The organism is Micromonospora musae, assembly GCF_003626635.1.
Classification (GTDB): Bacteria; Actinomycetota; Actinomycetes; order Mycobacteriales; family Micromonosporaceae; genus Micromonospora; species Micromonospora musae.
In genome coordinates this window covers 296,944-313,851 of sequence record NZ_RAZT01000010.1, presented here as the reverse complement: position 1 = coordinate 313,851, position 16,908 = coordinate 296,944, and the positions used below count along the sequence as shown (strand labels likewise).

Genomic DNA, 16,908 nt, shown 5'->3' with positions numbered 1-16,908 from the left:
CCGACCCTCACTCGTACGACTCGGGCTTGGCGGTGCGGCTCATCAGCGTGTCCACGGCGATCCGCGGGTCCATCCCCTCGTGGCAGATCCGCTCGACCTGCTCGGTGATCGGCATCTCCACCCCGTGCGCCCGGGCCAGGTCGCGGATCGAGAGGCAGCTCTTCACACCCTCGGCGGTCTGCCGGGTTGCGGCCTGCGCCTGCTCCAACGTCTCGCCCCGCCCCAGGTGCTCGCCGAAGGTCCGGTTGCGGGCCAGCGGCGAGGAGCAGGAGGCGACCAGGTCACCCATGCCGGCGAGGCCCGCGAAGGTGATCGGGTCCGCCCCGAGGGCCACGCCCAGCCGGGCGGTCTCGGCGAGGCCCCGGGTCATCAGCATCGCCCGGGTGTTGTCGCCGAAGCCCATCGCGGTGGCGATGCCGTACGACAGTGCGATCACGTTCTTCACCGCCCCGCCCAGCTCGCAGCCGACCACGTCGTCGTTCGTGTAGGGGCGCAGGTACGGCGTCCGGATCGACGACTGCACGAGCGCGGTACGCCCGCCGTCCGTACCGGCCACCACGGTCGCGGCCGGCTGCTCGGCGGCGATCTCCGGCGCGAGATTGGGGCCGGAGACGACCACGACCCGGTGCGCCGGCACCCCGGCGGCCTCGACGATCACCTCGCTCATCCGCTTGGTGGTGCCGAGCTCGATGCCCTTCATCAACGACACCAACGTGGCGTCGGGGTGCACGTGCCCGGCCCACTCGGCGAGGTTGGCGCGCAACGTCTGGGACGGCACGGCGAGCACGACCAGCTCGGCGCCGGTGATCGCCTCGGCCGCGTCAGTGGTCGCGGTCACCCGCTCGGGCAGGACCAGGTGCGGCAGGTACTCCGGGTTGCGCCGCTGCGTCCGCAGCGTGTCGGCGACCGGCTGCCGCCGCGCCCAGATGGTCACTTCACGGCCGGCGTCGGCGAGGATCTTGGCGAACGCGGTGCCCCAGGAGCCCGCCCCGAGCACCGCGACATGTCCGCTCCGCTCGCTCACGCCGCCGCTCCGCTCCGCTTCGCGGCGGCGCGAGGCGCCCCGCTGCTGTGCCTGATGGTTCGCTCGCTGCGCTCGCTCACGCCGCCCCGCCCTGCTGCTGGCGCTGCGCACGGGGCGACCGCTCCCAGAGCGGCGGCGGTGTGCCGCCACGGATCTCGGCGAGCATGTCCCGCAGGCGCAGCATGATCGTGTCGCTGACCTCTTCGAGGGTGGTGCGGCTGGGAGCGGCGCCGCTCCACCGGCTCAGGTCGATCGGCGGGCCCGCCACCACGGTCACCGGAATCCGCGGCCGCAGCCCGACCTTGCTGGTCCGCGGATCGAACATCTGCTCCGGACCCCACATGGCGATCGGGACGACCGGGGCGCCGGTGGCCAGCGCGAGCCGGGCCGCGCCGGTCTTGCCCCGCATCGGCCACAGCTCCGGTTCCCGACTGGTGGTGCCCTCCGGGTAGATGACCACGGCGCCGCCGGCCTCGACCGCCTTGACCAGCGTCGCGAGCGAACGCGCCGCGTCCACGGTGCCGCGCTCCACCGGGATCTGCCGGCACCGGTGCAGGATCCACCCGACCACCGGGATCCGGAACAGGCTGGCCTTCGCCAGGTACTGCGGCCAGCGGCCGGAGTCGAAGATGAAGTGCGCGGAGACCAGCGGGTCGGCGTGCGACAGGTGGTTCGCCACGATGATCACACCGCCCTCGCGGGGCAGGTGCTCCATGCCCCGCCAGGTCCGCCGGGTCCAGACCGTCAGGGTGGGCTTCACCAGCACCGCGGCCAACCGTGGCCAGAATCCCAGTCTCCGCCGTGCCACCCGCGCCTCCTCGTGCCGCTCTCGGGACCGCGCACCGGACCGCCGGCGCTACCCGCAGCGAAATCATGCCTGCTCCCCCGTGGTGCGGGCCAGCGAGGGTGCCGACAACCAGCTGGCAGGATTGTGGCGTGAGTCAGCCGAAGTGGGCCCTGGTGGTGCCGGCGAAGCCCCTGACGGCGGCGAAGAGTCGCCTGCGGGGGGCGCTGCCGGGCGTACCGCACGAGGAGCTGGCGCTGGCCCTGGCGGCCGACACGGTCCGCGCGGCGCGGGCCTGCCCGCTCGTCGCCGACGTGCTCCTCGTCACCGACGACGTCCGGGTCGGCGCGCTCGCCCGGGAACTGGGCGCGCGGGTGCTGCCGGATCTGCCGGCCGCCGGGCTGAACGCCGCATTCAGCTACGGGGCGGACATCGCCGGCCCGGGTTGGGTGGCCGGCCTCACCGCCGACCTGCCGGCGTTGCGCCCGGCCGAACTGGCCGACGCGCTGCGTGTCGCGCAGGACGGCCCGCCGGTTCGGCGCTACGTGGCCGACGCGCCGGGCGACGGGACGGTGCTGCTCACCGCGCCGCCGGGCCTGGCGTTGGAGCCCCGCTTCGGGGTGCGCTCGGCGGCGGCGCACGCCGCGAGCGGGGCGTTGCCGCTGACCGGCGGGTGGCCGAGCCTGCGACGCGACGTGGACACGCCCGCGGACCTCGCGGCCGCGGCCCGGCTCGGGCTGGGACCGCGCACCGCCGCGCTCACCGTCGACCACGCCGCCGCGGCCGGTTGACGGCCACCCCGGTGTACGGTGCTCGCATGCAGGGCACGGTGGCCACCTACGACGCGTCGACCCGCAGCGGCCTGCTGCTCCTCGACGACGGCACCGAGCTGCCCTTCCCGGCGCGCGCCTTCGACGCCTCCGGGCTGCGCCTGCTCCGCCTGGGTCAGCGGGTCCGGGTGGAGACCGATGCGTCCGGCGCGGTGGTACGGGTGACGTTGCCGACGATGATCTGACCAGTCGTCGCCAAGTTCATTTTGCGTTCACCCGAATCGGGTGATTATGAGCAGGTGAGCACCCCTCGCGAGGAGACCGACCCGCCCGCCACCGATGAGGCCGTGGCCCGCAACGGTGCCCGTCTGCGCGGCGTCGACGGCCGCTTCCGGCCCGGACGTCCCGCCGAGTACGCCCAGGCCGAGACGCCCGAGGCGGACGCGGCGGCCGCGTCGAGCGGGTTGGAGGAGGTGCTCGACCCGGTCTCCACCCCGGGGCCGGTGGACGCCACGGCGCCCCGGCAGGATCCTCCGGCGGCGCCACCGCTGCCCGAGGACCGGTTCCTCAACCGGGAGCTCTCCTGGCTCGACTTCAACGCCCGGGTGCTCGCCCTCGCCGAGGACCCGCGCACCCCGCTGCTGGAACGCGCGAAGTTCCTGGCCATCTTCGCCAGCAACCTGGACGAGTTCTACATGGTCCGGGTCGCCGGGCTGAAGCGCCGCCTGCAGGCCGGGCTGCCGGTTCGCGGCGGCGACCGGATGCCACTGCGCACCCAGTTGGCGACGATCGCCGAGGCGAGTTCGAGCCTGGCGGCTCGGCACGCCGCGACCTTCGTCGACGACGTGCTGCCGAAGCTCGCGGACGAGAACATCCGCGTGATGCGCTGGAGCGAGCTGGGTGACACGGAGCGGGACCGGCTGCGCGCGTACTTCCGGGAGCAGATCTTTCCGGTGCTCACGCCGCTGGCGGTCGACCCCGCGCACCCGTTCCCGTACATCTCGGGCCGCTCCCTGAACCTGGCCGTGGCGGTCCGTGACCCGGACGGCGGGTCGGAGCTCTTCGCCCGGGTGAAGGTGCCGAACAACGTGCCCCGCTTCGTCCGGGTGCAGCGCAACGAGCCGGGCGTACGGATGCTGCCGGTGGAGGACCTGATCTCGGTGCACCTCGGCCAGCTCTTCTCCGGCATGCAGGTGGTCGAGTGCCACCTGTTCCGGGTGACCCGCAACGCCGAGGTGGAGGTCGACGAGGACCGGGACGAGGACCTGCTCCAGGCGCTGGAGCGGGAGCTGGCGCGGCGGCGGTTCGGTCCGCCGGTACGGCTGGAGGCCGCCGCCTCGATCAGCGACAACATGCTCGACCTGCTCGTACGCGAACTGGACATGGACGAGCAGGACGTGCTGCGGGTGCCCGGCCTGCTCGACCTCTCCGCGCTCTGGCAGCTCTACGAGGAGGCGGATCGGCCGGACCTGAAGGAGAAGCCGTTCGTGCCGGCCACCCATCCGCGGCTCACCGAGGGCGAGGTGCCGCGCAGCGTCTTCGCCACCCTGCGCGACGGGGACGTGCTGGTGCACCACCCGTACCACTCGTTCGCCACCAGCGTGCAGCGCTTCATCGAGCAGGCCGCCGCCGACCCGAACGTGCTGGCCATCAAGCAGACCCTCTACCGCACCAGCGGCGACTCCCCCATCGTCGACGCCCTGGTCGACGCCGCGGCGGCGGGCAAGCAGGTGGTGGTGCTGGTGGAGGTGAAGGCCCGCTTCGACGAGGTGGCGAACATCGGGTGGGCGCGGACGCTGGAGCGGGCCGGCTGCCACGTCGTCTACGGCCTGGTGGGGCTCAAGACGCACTGCAAGACCGCGCTGGTGGTGCGGCAGGAGGGCAACCAGATCCGCCGCTACTGCCACATCGGCACCGGCAACTACCACCCGAAGACGGCCCGGCTCTACGAGGACTTCGGCATGCTCACCGCCGACCCGGAGATCGGTGCCGACCTGACCGACCTGTTCAACGTCCTGACCGGCTACAGCCGGCAGACCGCGTACCGCCGGCTGCTGGTGGCGCCGCAGGGGATCCGCCGCGGGCTCATCGAACGGATCGAGCGGGAGATCGCCCACGTCCGGCTGGGCATGCCCGGACTGGTCCAGTTCAAGGTGAACGCGCTGGTCGACGAGGCCATCACCGACGCGCTCTACCGCGCCTCCCAGGCCGGCGTCCACGTCGACCTGCTGATCCGTGGGATGTGCACGCTGCGGCCCGGGGTGCCGGGGCTGTCGGAGAACATCCGGGTCCGTTCGATCCTCGGCCGTTTCCTGGAGCATTCCCGGGTCTTCCGGTTCGGCAACAACGGCGACGCCGAGTTCTGGATCGGTTCGGCGGACCTGATGCACCGGAACCTGGACCGGCGCGTCGAGGCGCTGGTGAAGGTGACCGACCCGGTCGCCCGGGCCGAGCTGGACCACGTACTGAGCGCCGCGATGAGCCCGGAGCTGGACGCGTTCGAGCTGGCCGGCGACGGCACCTGGACGCACCGGACGGGCACCCCTGCCGAACCGCTGACCCATCTCCAGGAACTGCTGCTGGAGCGGGCTGGTGGCGCCCCGGGCTGACCGCGGCGGGGCATAGGCTGACGGAATGGGCCAGCACCGTACGCCGTCCGTCGTGACTTCGCGGGTGCGACCACGGGCCGGGTCCACGCGGGCCGGCGGGCCGCGATGACCGAGATCCGTGCGGCCGGCGGGGTTCCGTGGCGACCGCGTCCCGGCGGGACCGAGGTGTGCATCGTGCACCGGCCGCGCTACGGCGACTGGACGCTGCCGAAGGGAAAGCTGGAGCCGACCGAGCACCCGCTCGCCGCCGCGGTTCGCGAGGTGGCCGAGGAGTCGGATGTGCGGGGGGTGCCGCAGGTCCGGCTGCCATCCGCGCACTACCGCAGCGAGGGGCGTCCCAAGGTCGTCGACTACTGGTCGATGCGGGCGGCGGCGAGCGGCGGTTTCCAGCCCGACACCGAGGTCGACGAGGTGCGTTGGCTGCCGGTGGACGAGGCGGCCCGGCTGGTCAGCTATCCGCACGACGCCGAGGTGCTGGCCGCGTTCGCGGCGCTTCCGCCGGTGACCGCGACCGTGCTGCTGGTCCGGCACGGCCACGCGGGCAGGCGGGGCACCGGAATTGGCCCGGACACCGCGCGCCCGCTCGACGCCGAGGGCTGGGCTCAGGCGTACGCGCTGGCCGAGCTGGTGGCGCTCGTCCGCCCGCAACGGCTGCTCTCCGCCTCGCCCCGGCGCTGCGTGCAGACCCTGGATCCGGCAGCCACCCGGCTGGATCTGCCGATCGAGGTCTGCGGCGACCTGGACGAGCCGCGGGCCGGCCAACAGCGCGACGAGCGTTCCCTCGCCCTCGCCGCCCGTCTGCTGGACCTGGCGGGCGGCGGCGGGAATGCGGCGGTGTGCAGCCAGGGCAAGGTGATTCCGGGGGCCCTGGAGCAGCTCACCGGACGCGTCGGGGCGGACTTCACCACCCCGAAGGGCGGCGGCTGGCTGCTGGCGTTCGCGGGCGACGCACTGCTCGCCGCCGAGCCGCTCTGACTTCCGGGGCTTCGGGCGCCGCCGCGCCGGGCCCCAGGTATGCCGAAGGGCGCCCACCACCGGGGTGGACGCCCTTCGTGCCGACCGGTCAGCGCCGGCTGGCTGCCTTCTTGGCCGGGGCCTTCTTGGCCGCCGTTTTCTTCGCCGGCGCCTTCTTCGCCGTCGTGCTCTTGGCCGCCGCGGTGGTCTTCTTCGCCGCGGCCGTACGGCCCGCCGCTGCGGTCTTCCGCGCCGGCGTGGCCTTCTTGGTGGCCGCCGTGGTCTTGGTGGCCTTGGTCGCGGTCTTCTTCGCCGCCGTGGTCTTCTTCGCCGCCGCGGTGGTCTTGGTCCCGGTCGCCTTGGCGCGGGTGGCCTTGGCGGTGGTGGCCTTGGCGGTGGTGGCCTTGGTGGCCTTGGTGGCCTTGGTCCCGGTGGTCTTGGCGGCCGTGGTGGTCTTCTTGGCTGCGGCCGTGGCCTTCGGCACCTTGCCGCTGGCCACCATCTCCTTGAAGCCGGCGCCGGCGCGGAAGGTCGGGACGGATGTCTTCTTGACCTTCACCGCCTCGCCGGTCCGGGGGTTCCGGGCTGTTCGCGCGCCCCGTACGCGCTTTTCGAACGCTCCGAAACCGGTGATCGCCACCTTCTCGCCCTTGGTGACCGCCGCCTGGACCTCAGCGAGGACCGCGTCGAGCGCGGCCGTCGCCATCTTCCGGTCTCCCAGGCGAACGGCGAGCGCCTCGATGAGCTCGGCCTTGTTCACGACTTCCTCCCGATTGTGCAACTGACTCGACGCGAGCCATTCTGCGCGCACGGTATGCCCTGTGCTGCCTGGACACAAACATTCGGTCGAAAAAAGCCCTTGTGTCGCAACGAATTCGCCCCCACCGGCCGGGCCGGTGGGGGCGAATCGCTTCTACGCCTCGGATCTGCGGCTACGCCACGGACGGCAGGAACGGCGGCCGGGACGCCTCGTAGGCATCGATCTCGCCCCCGTGCCGGAGGGTGAGTCCAATGTCATCCAAGCCCTCCATGAGCCGCCAGCGGCTGAAGTCGTCCAGCGGGAACGACCAGGTGGCGTCCCCGGCACGGACCTCCCGGGCAGTCAGGTCGACGGTGACCGGGGTACCCGGTTCCGACTCGACGAGATCCCACAACTCCTCGACCGCCTTCAATTCCAACTCGACCGGCAACAGGCCCTCCTTGAGAGCGTTGCCCCGGAAGATGTCACCGAAGCGTGGGGAGATCACCGCACGGAACCCCCAGTCGCGCAGCGCCCAGACCGCGTGCTCTCGGGAGGAGCCGGTGCCGAACTCCGGACCGGCCACGAGAATCGACGCACCGGAATACGTTTGATCGTTGAGCACGAATTCCGGATCTTCCCGCCAGGCGCTGAAGAGACCGTCGGCGAAACCGGTCCGGGTCACCCGCTTGAGGTACACGGCCGGAATGATCTGATCGGTATCCACATTGGAACGCCGGAGCGGAACCGCGGTACCGGTGTGGGTGGTGAAGCTCTCCATCAGCGTGATCCCTTCACAGGTCGGCGGGGGCGGCCAGCCGGCCCGCCACGGCGGTGGCGGCGGCTACCGGCGGGGAGACCAGGTGGGTGCGCCCGCCCCGACCCTGGCGGCCCTCGAAGTTGCGGTTGGAGGTGGAGGCGGACCGCTCGCCCGGCTTCAACGTGTCGGGATTCATGCCCAGACACATGGAGCATCCGGCGAAGCGCCACTCGGCGCCGGCGTCGGCGAAGACCTTGTCCAGCCCCTCCGATTCGGCCGCCTCCCGAACGGCCGCGGAGCCGGGCACCACGAGCATCCGCACGCCGCCGGCCACCTTCCGCCCGCGCAGCACGTCGGCGGCGGCGCGCAGGTCCTCGATCCGGCCGTTGGTGCACGAGCCGACGAACACCACGTCGATCGGCAGGTCCCGCAGCGACGTGCCGGGGCGCAGGTCCATGTACTCCAGCGCCCGCCGGGCCGCGGCCCGCTCGGAGTCCGTGCCGAACTGCTCCGGATCCGGCACCCGCGCGCTGAGCGGGGCGCCCTGGCCCGGGTTGGTGCCCCAGGTGACGAAGGGGGTCACCTGGCTGGCGTCCAGGGTCACCTCCTTGTCGAAGGCCGCCCCCTCGTCGGTGGGCAGCGTCCGCCAGTAGGCGACTGCCGCGTCCCAGTCGGCGCCCTGGGGCGCGTTCGGCCGCCCCTCGAGGTACGCGAAGGTCGTCTCGTCGGGCGCGATCATGCCGGCCTTGGCGCCCCACTCGATGGACATGTTGGCGATGGTCATGCGGCCCTCCATGGAGAGAGCACGGATGGCCTCGCCGCGGTACTCGACGATGTGCCCGCGTCCGCCGCCGGTGCCCACCTGCGCGATCAGCGCGAGCACCAGGTCCTTGGCGGTGACGCCGGGGGCGAGCCGTCCGGTCACGTTCACGGCCATCGTCCTGGGCCGGCCCTGCGGCAACGTCTGGGTGGCCAGGACGTGCTCGACCTCGCTGGTACCGATACCGAAGGCGAGCGCACCGAAGGCGCCGTGGGTGGCGGTGTGCGAGTCGCCGCAGACGATGGTCATGCCGGGCTGGGTGAGCCCGAGCTGCGGACCGATGACGTGCACGATGCCCTGGTTCTCGTCCCCGAGCGGGTGCAGCCGGACCCCGAACTCGGCGCAGTTGGCGCGCAGCGTCTCCAGCTGCGTCCGCGAGGTCGGGTCGGCGACGGTGAGCAGGTCGCCGCGGCGCCGACGGAAGGCCGGGTCGGCGTAACCGGTCGGGGTGTTGTGATCCTCGGTCGCGATCGTCAGGTCGGTGCGGCGCACCCGGCGGCCGGCGAGACGCAGTCCGTCGAACGCCTGCGGGCTGGTCACCTCGTGCAGGAGGTGCAGGTCGATGTAGAGCAGATCCGGTTCACCGGCGGCGGCCCGTACGACGTGCGCGTCCCAGACCTTCTCGGCCAGGGTCCTCGGCTCAGCAGTGACTCCCACCATCTGGACATCCTAAATTCTGGGAGGTATGTTTCGGCTTGTGGGACACAGTATGAGCGGTGTCGGCGTTCTCGACAAGGCGGTGGTCATCCTGGCCGCCTGCGTGGACGGCGCCAGCCTGGCCGAACTCGTCGAGCGCACCAAGCTGCCCCGGGCCACCGCGCACCGGCTCGCGCAGGCGCTCGAGATCCACCGGATGCTGGTCCGGGACACCCAGGGCCGCTGGCGGCCGGGGCCCCGGCTCGGCGAGCTGGCCAACGCGGCGCCGGACGTACTGCTGACCGCGGCGGAGCCCCTGCTCTCCGCGCTGCGCGACGCCACCGGCGAGAGCGCTCAGCTCTATCTGCGCCGGGCGGACGAGCGGATCTGCGTGGCCGCCGCGGAGCGGGCCAGCGGATTGCGCGACACCGTTCCGGTCGGGTCGGTGCTGCCCATGACGGCGGGTTCGGCCGCCCAGATCCTGCTCGCCTGGGAGCCGCCGGAGGCGGTGATGCCGCTGCTGCCGCGGGCCAAGTTCACCGGGCGCACGCTGGCCGAGGTGCGCCGGCGCGGCTGGGCGCAGAGCGTCGCCGAGCGGGAGGCGGGTGTGGCGAGCGTCTCGGCGCCGATCCGCGACCGGACCGGCCGGGTGATCGCGGCGGTCAGCATCTCCGGCCCGATCGAGCGCCTCGGCCGCCGCCCCGGCGAGCGCCACGCGATGGCCGTGGTCCGCGCCGGCCAACGCCTCTCCGGCCTCTAACCCCCCCCATCCCCCTCCCTCCCCCCCTGCCCCCTTATCGCCCCGTTGATCAAGAGGTTTGCGTCAGGAACGGGCCCTGAGCTGACGCGAACCTCTTGATCAACGGGGCGGGACGCCGCCGGAACACGAAAAGGCCCGTCTCGCGAAGCGAGACGGGCCTTTTCGCTGTTGTAGCCCCGACCGGATTCGAACCGGCGCTACCGCCTTGAGAGGGCGGCGTCCTGGGCCGCTAGACGACGGGGCCAGGCGCTTTTCGTACTTACATCCACCCGCTTGGGCGGTGCCGCTGTAGTCTAGCGACGCCCCGCCCAGGGGTGTGGACCGGGTCCGCGGGGGTAGACCGCGCAGAAGCGAACGGCCCGCCTCGCCGAAACGAGACGGGCCGTACCCGATGTAGCCCCGACCGGATTCGAACCGGCGCTACCGCCTTGAGAGGGCGGCGTCCTGGGCCGCTAGACGACGGGGCCAGAACCTTCCCTAACCGCTCGTGCGAGCGGCGCCGCTGAACCCTATCAGACACTCACCCGCCCCCGGAGGGACAGAGCGCGGACTTCAGAATCCAGCGACCGGCGTTCTCGCGAACACCGGTTGCTGGGGTACCAGGACTCGAACCTAGACTAACTGAACCAGAATCAGTCGGGCTGCCAATTACCCCATACCCCATTGGCCCCTTGCGGTGCCGGGAATGAACTTTACCCTGACGCCGCCAGCAGGCCAAATCCAACCCCCCAAACCCAGCTTGACCTGTGGTTTCAGGGCGTCGGAGCCGGATCAGGCGACCGGCAGCACCGGGTTGGTGAGCTCGCCGATCCCCTCGATCCGCACCGTGACCGTATCCCCGTCGGTGAGCGGGCTAACCCCCGCCGGGGTGCCGGTCAGGACGACGTCGCCGGGCAGCAGCGTCATCACGTGCGAGATGTACGAGACGAGCGCCGGCACGTCGAAGACCATGTCCCGGGTACGGCCCAGCTGGCGCACCTCCATGGCGTTCGGGTCGGAACCCACCTCGCACCGGACCTCCAGGTCGGAGACGTCCAGCCCGGTCGTGATCCAGGGACCGATGGGGCAGAACGAGTCGAAGCCCTTCGCCCGGGTCCACTGGCCGTCGGAGCGCTGCAGGTCCCGGGCGGTCACGTCGTTGGCACAGGTGTAGCCGAAGATCGCCCGCTCCGCGGTGGCCCGGTCGGCCCGGCGGGCACCCGTCGCCCCGATCACCACCGCGAGCTCCGCCTCGTGCTCGACCTGCTTCGAGAAGATCGGCAGCCGGATCGCGTCGCGCGGACCGATCACCGAGGTGGAGGGTTTGAGGAAGAGCAACGGCTCCTTCGGCACCTCGCTGCCGTGCTCCGCGGCGTGCTCGGCGTAGTTGCGGCCGACACAGACGACCTTGCTCGGCAGGATCGGCGAGAGCAGCCGCACGTCGGAGAGGGCCCAGCGGGCACCGGTGAACTTGATCTCGCCGAAGGGGTGCCCCTCGATCTCGGCGACGGTCAGGCCCTCCAGCCCAGCCGACATCTCGCCCTCGGCGACCCCGAACGAAAATCCCTTGGCATGAGCGAAACGAACGATACGCACCCGGCAAATCTAGCCCGGCCACCGTCGCCGCCACCGTCGACGCCACAGGCGGGGCCCGTCGGAAGCCGGGCGGGGCCGGCACGGGTCGGCGGGCGGGGCCGAATGGGCTCGGCGGACGGGGCCGGCGGACGGGACACCCCGCGCTCCGGCACACCGCTCGACGGCCAGCGCGGAACGCCCGTCCGAGGGACCGGGCCGCGGAGCGTACGCGACTCGGCGGGCGCCGGGGCGGGTTTCGGCAAGTCATACCCGCACGACGTGTCCCCGCCCCTAGCGTCGGCTCCGGAGGTTCGTTCGTATGCCTGCATCGACACGACACCAGAAGGCCCTCGCGGTGTTCGTACACTGCCTGGGAATCCTCGCCGCCGTGCCGGCCCTGCCCGCGGTGCTGCCCGATCCGGCCGCCGCACGGCCACGACCGGCGGTGGCGCCGGAGCCCTCGTCCTCGGGGTCTTCGCCGTCGCCGTCCCAGCAGCCGGGCATGCCCGCGGCGCCACCGGCGGTCCCCACGCCCACCCGGGCGCTGCCACCGCCACCGAAGCCGCCGGTCACCGTGGCGGTGGCCCCGGCACCCACGCCGGCCCCGGCCTACCGGATCCACGTGCGCAACACCGGCGGCACGCCGGTGGACACCACGGTCCGGCAGGAGTTGCCTCCCGGTGCCGCGCCCTCGATCATCTCCGCCGGCGGCCAGGCCAGCCGCGTCGCCGGCCAGTCGGCGAGCGAGGTGACCTGGCGCCTCAAGCTGCCGGCGAACAGCGTCACCACCTTGAACACCTCGCTGGCGCAGGCGCCGACGGGTCAGCCGATGACCGCACCCGCCTGCGCCTTCACCAGCGACGGCAGGCGGCCGTACGACTGCGCCACCGCCACCTGGAACGCGGCGGCGGGTCCGTCGGCGAAGGAGACGGCGACCCCGGCGTGGCAACGGCCGGTGCTGATCGGCGTGCCGATCGCCGTGGTGCTGCTCGGCGCGGCGACGGGCTGGTGGCTGTGGCGGCGACGGCGACGGACGGTCGCCTCCGCCCTGGCCGACGGCGACGGCGACCCGGAGCCCGCCCGGGACCCTCGGCACGGCCGCGGCACCATCTATCCGCGCCCGGCGGCGCCCCGGGCGACGGCGCGACGGCGCAAGCCGCCCGTCTGGCTACTCGTCACCTCGGCCGTGGCGGTGCTCGCCGGCGTGATCGGGGTCGCCGGCTGGACGGCCACCCGTCAGGTCACCTCGATCGACACCGACAGCCAGCCGACGAGCGGCGCGTGGCACGGCAAGGGCGTCGCCGGGCCGATGGGGGTGCCACTGCGCGAGGCGGCCTTCGAGTTCACCGTGTACCGGGTCGCCTGCGCCGGACCGGCCGACGTCGGCCGACGTCAGTGTCAGGCCACCGTCGGGGTGCGCAACCTGACCCCGGAGCATCAGGCGTGGCACGGCGAGCTGCAACGGGCATACCTGCCGGGTGGCCGGTTCGTGACGACCGACGAGCCGGCGACCCGGATGGCCAACCTCGGCCGGGACATCTTCGCCCAGCCGCTGGAGGCCGGGAGCCGGGTGGTCCTGCCGCTGGTCTTCAGCGTCGACGGGCGGGAGCCGCCGAAGCAGCTGGAGCTGCGCAGCGGGGTCTTCTCCCCCGGTGTGCGGGTCGACGTGCCCTGATCGGCGGAGCGGACGGCGGTCGTACGCTGGTGCGGTGACCGCCGCCCTCACCCCGTCAGCCGTGCTCGACGCGGCCGACTGGCGGGCGCGACGGCACGCCCACGAGGAGCGGGTCGACGGCTGGCTCACCTCGCACCTGGCACGACGGCGTCGGGGCGAGAAGCACCCGGTGGAGGACTTCCTCTTCACCTACTACTCGCACCGTCCGGCGCAGCTACGTCGCTGGCATCCCGGTCCGGGCGTGCTGCTGAGCGGCGCGGATCCGGCCGAGTTCGGCCGCGACTACCGGGCGAGCGGCGCCGGGGTGATGCTCGACACGGCCGCGGTGCGCGCCCGGCGCGCCGAGTCGATCGACTGGATCCGTACGCTCCTCGCGGCGACCGCCGGCCGCCAACCGCACCTCGGCTGCTTCGGAATGCACGAGTGGGCGATGGTCTACCGGCAGACCCAGGCGGAGGTACGGCACAACGCCTGGCCGCTGCGGCTCAGCCCGGAGGAGACCGCGCGGACGGTGGAGGCGAACCGGATCCGGTGCAGCCACTTCGACGCGTACCGGTTCTTCACGGCGCCGGCCCGGCCGTTGAACCTGCTCGCCCCGTCCCGGGAGGCCCAGCCCGCGCTGGAGCAGCCGGGCTGCCTGCACGCCAACATGGATCTCTACAAGTGGGCGTACAAGCTCTCCCCGCTGGTCCCGAGCGAGCTGGTCGCCGACGCCTTCGCGCTGGCCCGGGACATCCGCACGCTGGACATGCGGGCGTCGCCGTACGACCTCGCCGACCTGGGCTACCCGCCGGTGCGGGTGGAGACGGTCGAGGGCAGGCACGAGTACGTGCAGGCGCAGCGCTCGTTCGCGGAGCGCGCGGCGCCGCTGCGGGCGCGCCTCATCGCGGAGTGCGAGGGGCCGGCGCTCACAACGCACGGGTGAGGCGTCCCGGATCGGTGCCGTTGTGCGCCGGACGGTGTGCTCGGCCGGCCCCGGCGGCGGCTACTCGCCGTCGACGCGGCGGTCCCGTTTGCGCTGGGACTGGCGCTTCTTCTCGGCCAGGCGGCGTTCCTTCGCCCCTCGGGACGGACGGGTCGGCCGGCGGGGCGGGGGCGGTGGCGCGATCGCCTCACGCAGCAGCCCGGCGAGTCGCTCCCGAGCCGCCTCACGGTTGGCCAGCTGCGCCCGGTGCTCGCTGGCGGTGATGGTCAGCACGCCGTCCACGAGCCGCCCGGCGAGCCGCTCCAGCGCCCGGGTCCGCAACGACTCGGGCAGGCTGGCCGAGCCGGCCAGGTCGAAGCTCAGCTCGACCCGGGTGTCGGCGGTGTTGACACCCTGCCCGCCCGGGCCGGACGACCGGGAGAAGCGCTCCCGCAGCTCGGCGGCGGGGACTGTCCACCTGTCGGTCACCCGCACATCGCCATCCACACCCTGAGGCTAGTGCGTTGTCCAGGAACGTTGGCGGTGTCGCGGCGAGGTCCAGGCGGCGATCCGGCAAGGCGGAGCCGGGCCTGGATCCCGGTGTTGTATCCAGGCCCGACTCCAACGCCGCCGGTCGTCGTCTGGACCCGGCGCGGCCCGGTGAACGTTTCTGGACACCGCACTAGCGTCCCGGCCGCTCGCTCGAGGTCGCGGACGGACTCGGCGCCGGCCCGGCCGACTCGTCGTCGTCCGGGGCGACGGCGGCGTAGGCCACGGCGCCGATCAGCAGCAGGGCGACCACACCGACCTTCGTGGTGACGCCACGGATCAGCAGCCAGGCCGTCTTACGCGCGGTCGGCACAGTTTTCTTGACCGTCTGGTAGTCGGCCCAGCCGCGCCGCGCGCGCGTGTACGCCGACCCCACACCACTTCCGATGAGCAGGCCCACCAGCAGGAGGACCGCGATGAGAGGACCTTCCACCCACGCCAGTAATCCATACCCAGCGTAATATTTCCATCGGCCGATGGTCCCGCGCCGGATATCCGACAGTGGGCACCTTCCCACCAGCGGCAACGCGCCGACCTCGGTCGCCCCGGCAACGGCGGATTCCGCCGATCGCCCGCGAGAGACGGAACGTCAACTGCCGGCGTCGTGGGGTACGTACCACTCGCCGAGCACCTGTCGCAGTCCGTACAGCAGCAGGCTCGCCGCGATGGAGGTCGCTATCCCGATGAGCAGGCCGGCGTACCACCGGTCCCGGGGGTCGCGGCCGACCGCGGTCGGTGGTGCTGGCTCGGCGGGGTGCCAGGGACGTTCCCGACCGAGCCACCAGATCAGTCCGAGGCCGAACGGAACCCCGGTGAGCACCCAGAACCAGAACCAGCGGGTGCCTCGGGCGGGAGCGGGCCCGAGCACCAGCACCGTCAGGAGGCCGAGCATGAGCAGCGCCGCCAGGTTCCCCAGCGGAGGTGGGGAATCCACCCCCTGCCACCGCCGATCCAGCTCGGCGGATTGCAGGAGCTGGTCGAAGGCGGCGGCCTCCGCGCCGGAGTACTGCGTCGCGTCGAAGGAGCCGGGCTCGGTGGGGCCGGTGAAGTCGCGATCGAACTCGGCGTAGTGCACCCGCCAGTCACCCGTACGCCAGACGAAGAGCGGCCCGGCACGGCCGCTGAGCCACAACCCCCGATCCTCTGCCCAGCTCCAGTCGGCAGTGTTGTCCCACCCGGCGGCCCATTGGTAGGACACCATCCGCCCGGCGGAGAGGTCCGCTCGGGCCCGTGCCGTGCTCGCCTGACGTGGCGCCGACCACCAACTCGACGCCGCCCAGCAGATCCAGAGCACGAGCAGCACGACCCGCAGCACCTGCCACCACGTGGACCATCGACGGAATCCAGCCTCGTGGGTGCTGCGCTGCCGTGCCACGTCCCCCGTCATGGACGGCATGGTGTCAGCACGGCGCAGGTCGAGCCACCCGGCCGGGCGCGATCGTGTGGGCGGACGGCGGTGGCAGCCGGTCAGCCGCCCTTGCCGATGATGGTGTCGGCGGTCTGTTGCACCTGCTCGATCGGGATGGCGAAGCCGATGCCGATCGAGCCGTTGCCGTCGATCGTGGCGATCGCGGTGTTCACCCCGACCACCTCGCCTCGTGCGTTGACCAGCGGGCCACCCGAGTTACCCGGATTGATCGAGGCGTCGGTCTGTACCGCGGTGTGCCGGTTCTGGCCCAGCCGTACCTGCCGGTCGACGGCGCTCACGATCCCGGCCGTGACGGTGCCGGCCAAACCGAGCGGAGAGCCGACCGCGAGCACAGGCTCGCCGACGCGGGTGGTGCCCGGCTTGGCGAGCGGCAGCGGCGACAAGCCGGCGGACGGCGGCACCCGGAGCACGGCCAGGTCGCTGCTCGGCTCCCGGCCCACCACCTCGGCGGTGTAGCGCCGACCGTCGGGCAGCTCGACGGTCACCGAACCACCACCTCCCTTGGCCAGGATGTGGTCGTTGGTGATGATGTGCTGCTGGTCGTCGATGGCGAAGCCGGAGCCGGTGGCCCCGCCGCCGGTCCCCGCGCCGCCGGCCAGCACGGAGACCACCCCCGGAACGGTTCGTTCGGCGGCGGTGACCAGCTCCGCCGGGACCGGGGCGGCGGAGGCCGCCGACTCCCCCGGGGCGCCACCGCGGCTGGCCACCCAGCCACCCGCCGCGGCACCGGAGACGGTGGAGAGGGCGATCACCGCGAACGCGGTCAGCAACCGGCCGCGCCAGCGCCGGGCGGCGCCGTCGCGTGCCGCCGCCTCCGCCTCCCGTCGGGCCCGCCCCTCCGGGTCCAGCTCCGGCGAGACGAACCACGGACCGCGGGGCTCACCGAGTCCGGTCTGTACTGCCATGCGTACTCCTCACGGAAAGTCCTGCGGGGACCGGCC

The 16,908-nt window shown here is 72.7% G+C and carries 17 protein-coding genes and 3 tRNA genes; 7 read left to right on the top strand and 13 right to left on the bottom strand.

The features are described from left to right. Positions 1 to 7: 7 nt before the first annotated feature. Entirely contained in the window at positions 8 to 1,024 is a 1,017-nt protein-coding gene (locus D7044_RS21475) for an NAD(P)H-dependent glycerol-3-phosphate dehydrogenase (protein ID WP_120690024.1), read from the bottom strand. Between the two features lie 76 nt (positions 1,025 to 1,100). After that, positions 1,101 to 1,832: a lysophospholipid acyltransferase family protein gene (locus tag D7044_RS21470; RefSeq protein WP_120677351.1), complete on the bottom strand. Its 732-nt coding sequence runs from the start codon at positions 1,830 to 1,832 to the stop codon at positions 1,101 to 1,103. A 128-nt stretch (positions 1,833 to 1,960) separates the two neighbouring features. Between D7044_RS21470 and cofC the strand changes: the two genes are divergently transcribed. The 4 genes from cofC to D7044_RS21450 all read left to right on the top strand — a co-directional run bounded on the left by cofC (position 1,961) and on the right by D7044_RS21450 (position 6,162). Next, on the top strand, positions 1,961 to 2,599 hold the full coding sequence (cofC, locus tag D7044_RS21465; RefSeq protein ID WP_233565075.1) for a 2-phospho-L-lactate guanylyltransferase: 639 nt from the start codon (positions 1,961 to 1,963) through the stop codon (positions 2,597 to 2,599). Positions 2,600 to 2,625: 26 nt separating this feature from the next. Continuing rightward, the gene (locus tag D7044_RS21460) at positions 2,626 to 2,823 is read left to right on the top strand and encodes a cold-shock protein (RefSeq protein ID WP_120677355.1); all 198 of its coding nucleotides are present in this window, start codon (positions 2,626 to 2,628) and stop codon (positions 2,821 to 2,823) included. 54 nt (positions 2,824 to 2,877) lie between these two features. Next, entirely contained in the window at positions 2,878 to 5,187 is a 2,310-nt protein-coding gene (locus D7044_RS21455) for an RNA degradosome polyphosphate kinase (RefSeq protein ID WP_120677357.1), read from the top strand. A gap of 105 nt (positions 5,188 to 5,292) precedes the next feature. Continuing rightward, positions 5,293 to 6,162: an NUDIX hydrolase gene (locus tag D7044_RS21450; protein WP_120677359.1), complete on the top strand. Its 870-nt coding sequence runs from the start codon at positions 5,293 to 5,295 to the stop codon at positions 6,160 to 6,162. Positions 6,163 to 6,250: 88 nt separating this feature from the next. Here the strand turns inward: D7044_RS21450 and D7044_RS21445 are convergent, their stop codons facing one another. From D7044_RS21445 to leuC, 3 genes are all read right to left on the bottom strand, one after another. Next, positions 6,251 to 6,901: an HU family DNA-binding protein gene (locus D7044_RS21445; RefSeq protein ID WP_199716717.1), complete on the bottom strand. Its 651-nt coding sequence runs from the start codon at positions 6,899 to 6,901 to the stop codon at positions 6,251 to 6,253. Between the two features lie 172 nt (positions 6,902 to 7,073). After that, the gene (gene leuD / locus D7044_RS21440) at positions 7,074 to 7,661 is read right to left on the bottom strand and encodes a 3-isopropylmalate dehydratase small subunit (protein WP_120677363.1); all 588 of its coding nucleotides are present in this window, start codon (positions 7,659 to 7,661) and stop codon (positions 7,074 to 7,076) included. A 13-nt stretch (positions 7,662 to 7,674) separates the two neighbouring features. Continuing rightward, complete coding sequence (gene leuC, locus D7044_RS21435) at positions 7,675 to 9,120, bottom strand: 3-isopropylmalate dehydratase large subunit (protein ID WP_120677365.1); 1,446 nt, start codon at positions 9,118 to 9,120, stop codon at positions 7,675 to 7,677. Between the two features lie 49 nt (positions 9,121 to 9,169). Here leuC and D7044_RS21430 point away from each other — a divergent pair, with 49 nt between their 5' ends. Further along, entirely contained in the window at positions 9,170 to 9,856 is a 687-nt protein-coding gene (locus D7044_RS21430) for an IclR family transcriptional regulator (protein ID WP_120677367.1), read from the top strand. Positions 9,857 to 10,027: 171 nt separating this feature from the next. Here D7044_RS21430 and D7044_RS21425 read toward each other — a convergent pair. From D7044_RS21425 to D7044_RS21410, 4 genes are all read right to left on the bottom strand, one after another. Further along, a tRNA-Glu gene (locus tag D7044_RS21425) sits at positions 10,028 to 10,100 on the bottom strand. Positions 10,101 to 10,250: 150 nt separating this feature from the next. Further along, positions 10,251 to 10,323: transfer RNA gene (locus tag D7044_RS21420), tRNA-Glu, on the bottom strand. A 124-nt stretch (positions 10,324 to 10,447) separates the two neighbouring features. Further along, a tRNA-Gln gene (locus tag D7044_RS21415) sits at positions 10,448 to 10,519 on the bottom strand. Between the two features lie 108 nt (positions 10,520 to 10,627). Continuing rightward, entirely contained in the window at positions 10,628 to 11,431 is an 804-nt protein-coding gene (locus D7044_RS21410; RefSeq protein WP_120677369.1) for a fumarylacetoacetate hydrolase family protein, read from the bottom strand. A 298-nt stretch (positions 11,432 to 11,729) separates the two neighbouring features. Here D7044_RS21410 and D7044_RS21405 point away from each other — a divergent pair, with 298 nt between their 5' ends. Both D7044_RS21405 and D7044_RS21400 read left to right on the top strand, forming a co-directional pair. Next, positions 11,730 to 13,085, top strand: a complete 1,356-nt coding sequence (locus D7044_RS21405) for a hypothetical protein (RefSeq protein ID WP_120677371.1) — start codon at positions 11,730 to 11,732, stop codon at positions 13,083 to 13,085. Positions 13,086 to 13,119: 34 nt separating this feature from the next. After that, positions 13,120 to 14,010 carry a 3-methyladenine DNA glycosylase gene (locus D7044_RS21400; RefSeq protein ID WP_120690021.1) on the top strand — a complete coding sequence of 297 codons (891 nt, stop codon included), beginning with the start codon at positions 13,120 to 13,122 and terminating at the stop codon, positions 14,008 to 14,010. A 60-nt stretch (positions 14,011 to 14,070) separates the two neighbouring features. Here the strand turns inward: D7044_RS21400 and arfB are convergent, their stop codons facing one another. From arfB to D7044_RS21380, 4 genes are all read right to left on the bottom strand, one after another. Next, positions 14,071 to 14,496: an alternative ribosome rescue aminoacyl-tRNA hydrolase ArfB gene (arfB, locus tag D7044_RS21395; protein WP_120677375.1), complete on the bottom strand. Its 426-nt coding sequence runs from the start codon at positions 14,494 to 14,496 to the stop codon at positions 14,071 to 14,073. Between the two features lie 175 nt (positions 14,497 to 14,671). Continuing rightward, a complete protein-coding gene (locus D7044_RS21390) occupies positions 14,672 to 14,971 on the bottom strand; it encodes a hypothetical protein (RefSeq protein WP_120690020.1) in 300 nt (99 codons plus the stop codon). A 156-nt stretch (positions 14,972 to 15,127) separates the two neighbouring features. After that, positions 15,128 to 15,925 carry a hypothetical protein gene (locus D7044_RS21385; protein ID WP_147434701.1) on the bottom strand — a complete coding sequence of 266 codons (798 nt, stop codon included), beginning with the start codon at positions 15,923 to 15,925 and terminating at the stop codon, positions 15,128 to 15,130. A gap of 80 nt (positions 15,926 to 16,005) precedes the next feature. Then, a complete protein-coding gene (locus D7044_RS21380) occupies positions 16,006 to 16,872 on the bottom strand; it encodes a S1C family serine protease (RefSeq protein WP_120690018.1) in 867 nt (288 codons plus the stop codon). Positions 16,873 to 16,908: the final 36 nt, after the last annotated feature.

What these genes read in the sequence shown, in the direction of transcription:
- D7044_RS21430 (WP_120677367.1), top strand. Translation starts at nt 9,170, where the DNA reads ATGAGCGGTGTCGGCGTTCTCGACAAGGCGGTGGTCATCCTGGCCGCC.
- D7044_RS21380 (WP_120690018.1), bottom strand. Translation starts at nt 16,872, where the DNA reads ATGGCAGTACAGACCGGACTCGGTGAGCCCCGCGGTCCGTGGTTCGTC.
- D7044_RS21385 (WP_147434701.1), bottom strand. Translation starts at nt 15,925, where the DNA reads ATGACGGGGGACGTGGCACGGCAGCGCAGCACCCACGAGGCTGGATTC.
- leuC (WP_120677365.1), bottom strand. Translation starts at nt 9,120, where the DNA reads ATGGTGGGAGTCACTGCTGAGCCGAGGACCCTGGCCGAGAAGGTCTGG.
- D7044_RS21405 (WP_120677371.1), top strand. Translation starts at nt 11,730, where the DNA reads ATGCCTGCATCGACACGACACCAGAAGGCCCTCGCGGTGTTCGTACAC.
- leuD (WP_120677363.1), bottom strand. Translation starts at nt 7,661, where the DNA reads ATGGAGAGCTTCACCACCCACACCGGTACCGCGGTTCCGCTCCGGCGT.
- D7044_RS21450 (WP_120677359.1), top strand. Translation starts at nt 5,293, where the DNA reads ATGACCGAGATCCGTGCGGCCGGCGGGGTTCCGTGGCGACCGCGTCCC.
- D7044_RS21460 (WP_120677355.1), top strand. Translation starts at nt 2,626, where the DNA reads ATGCAGGGCACGGTGGCCACCTACGACGCGTCGACCCGCAGCGGCCTG.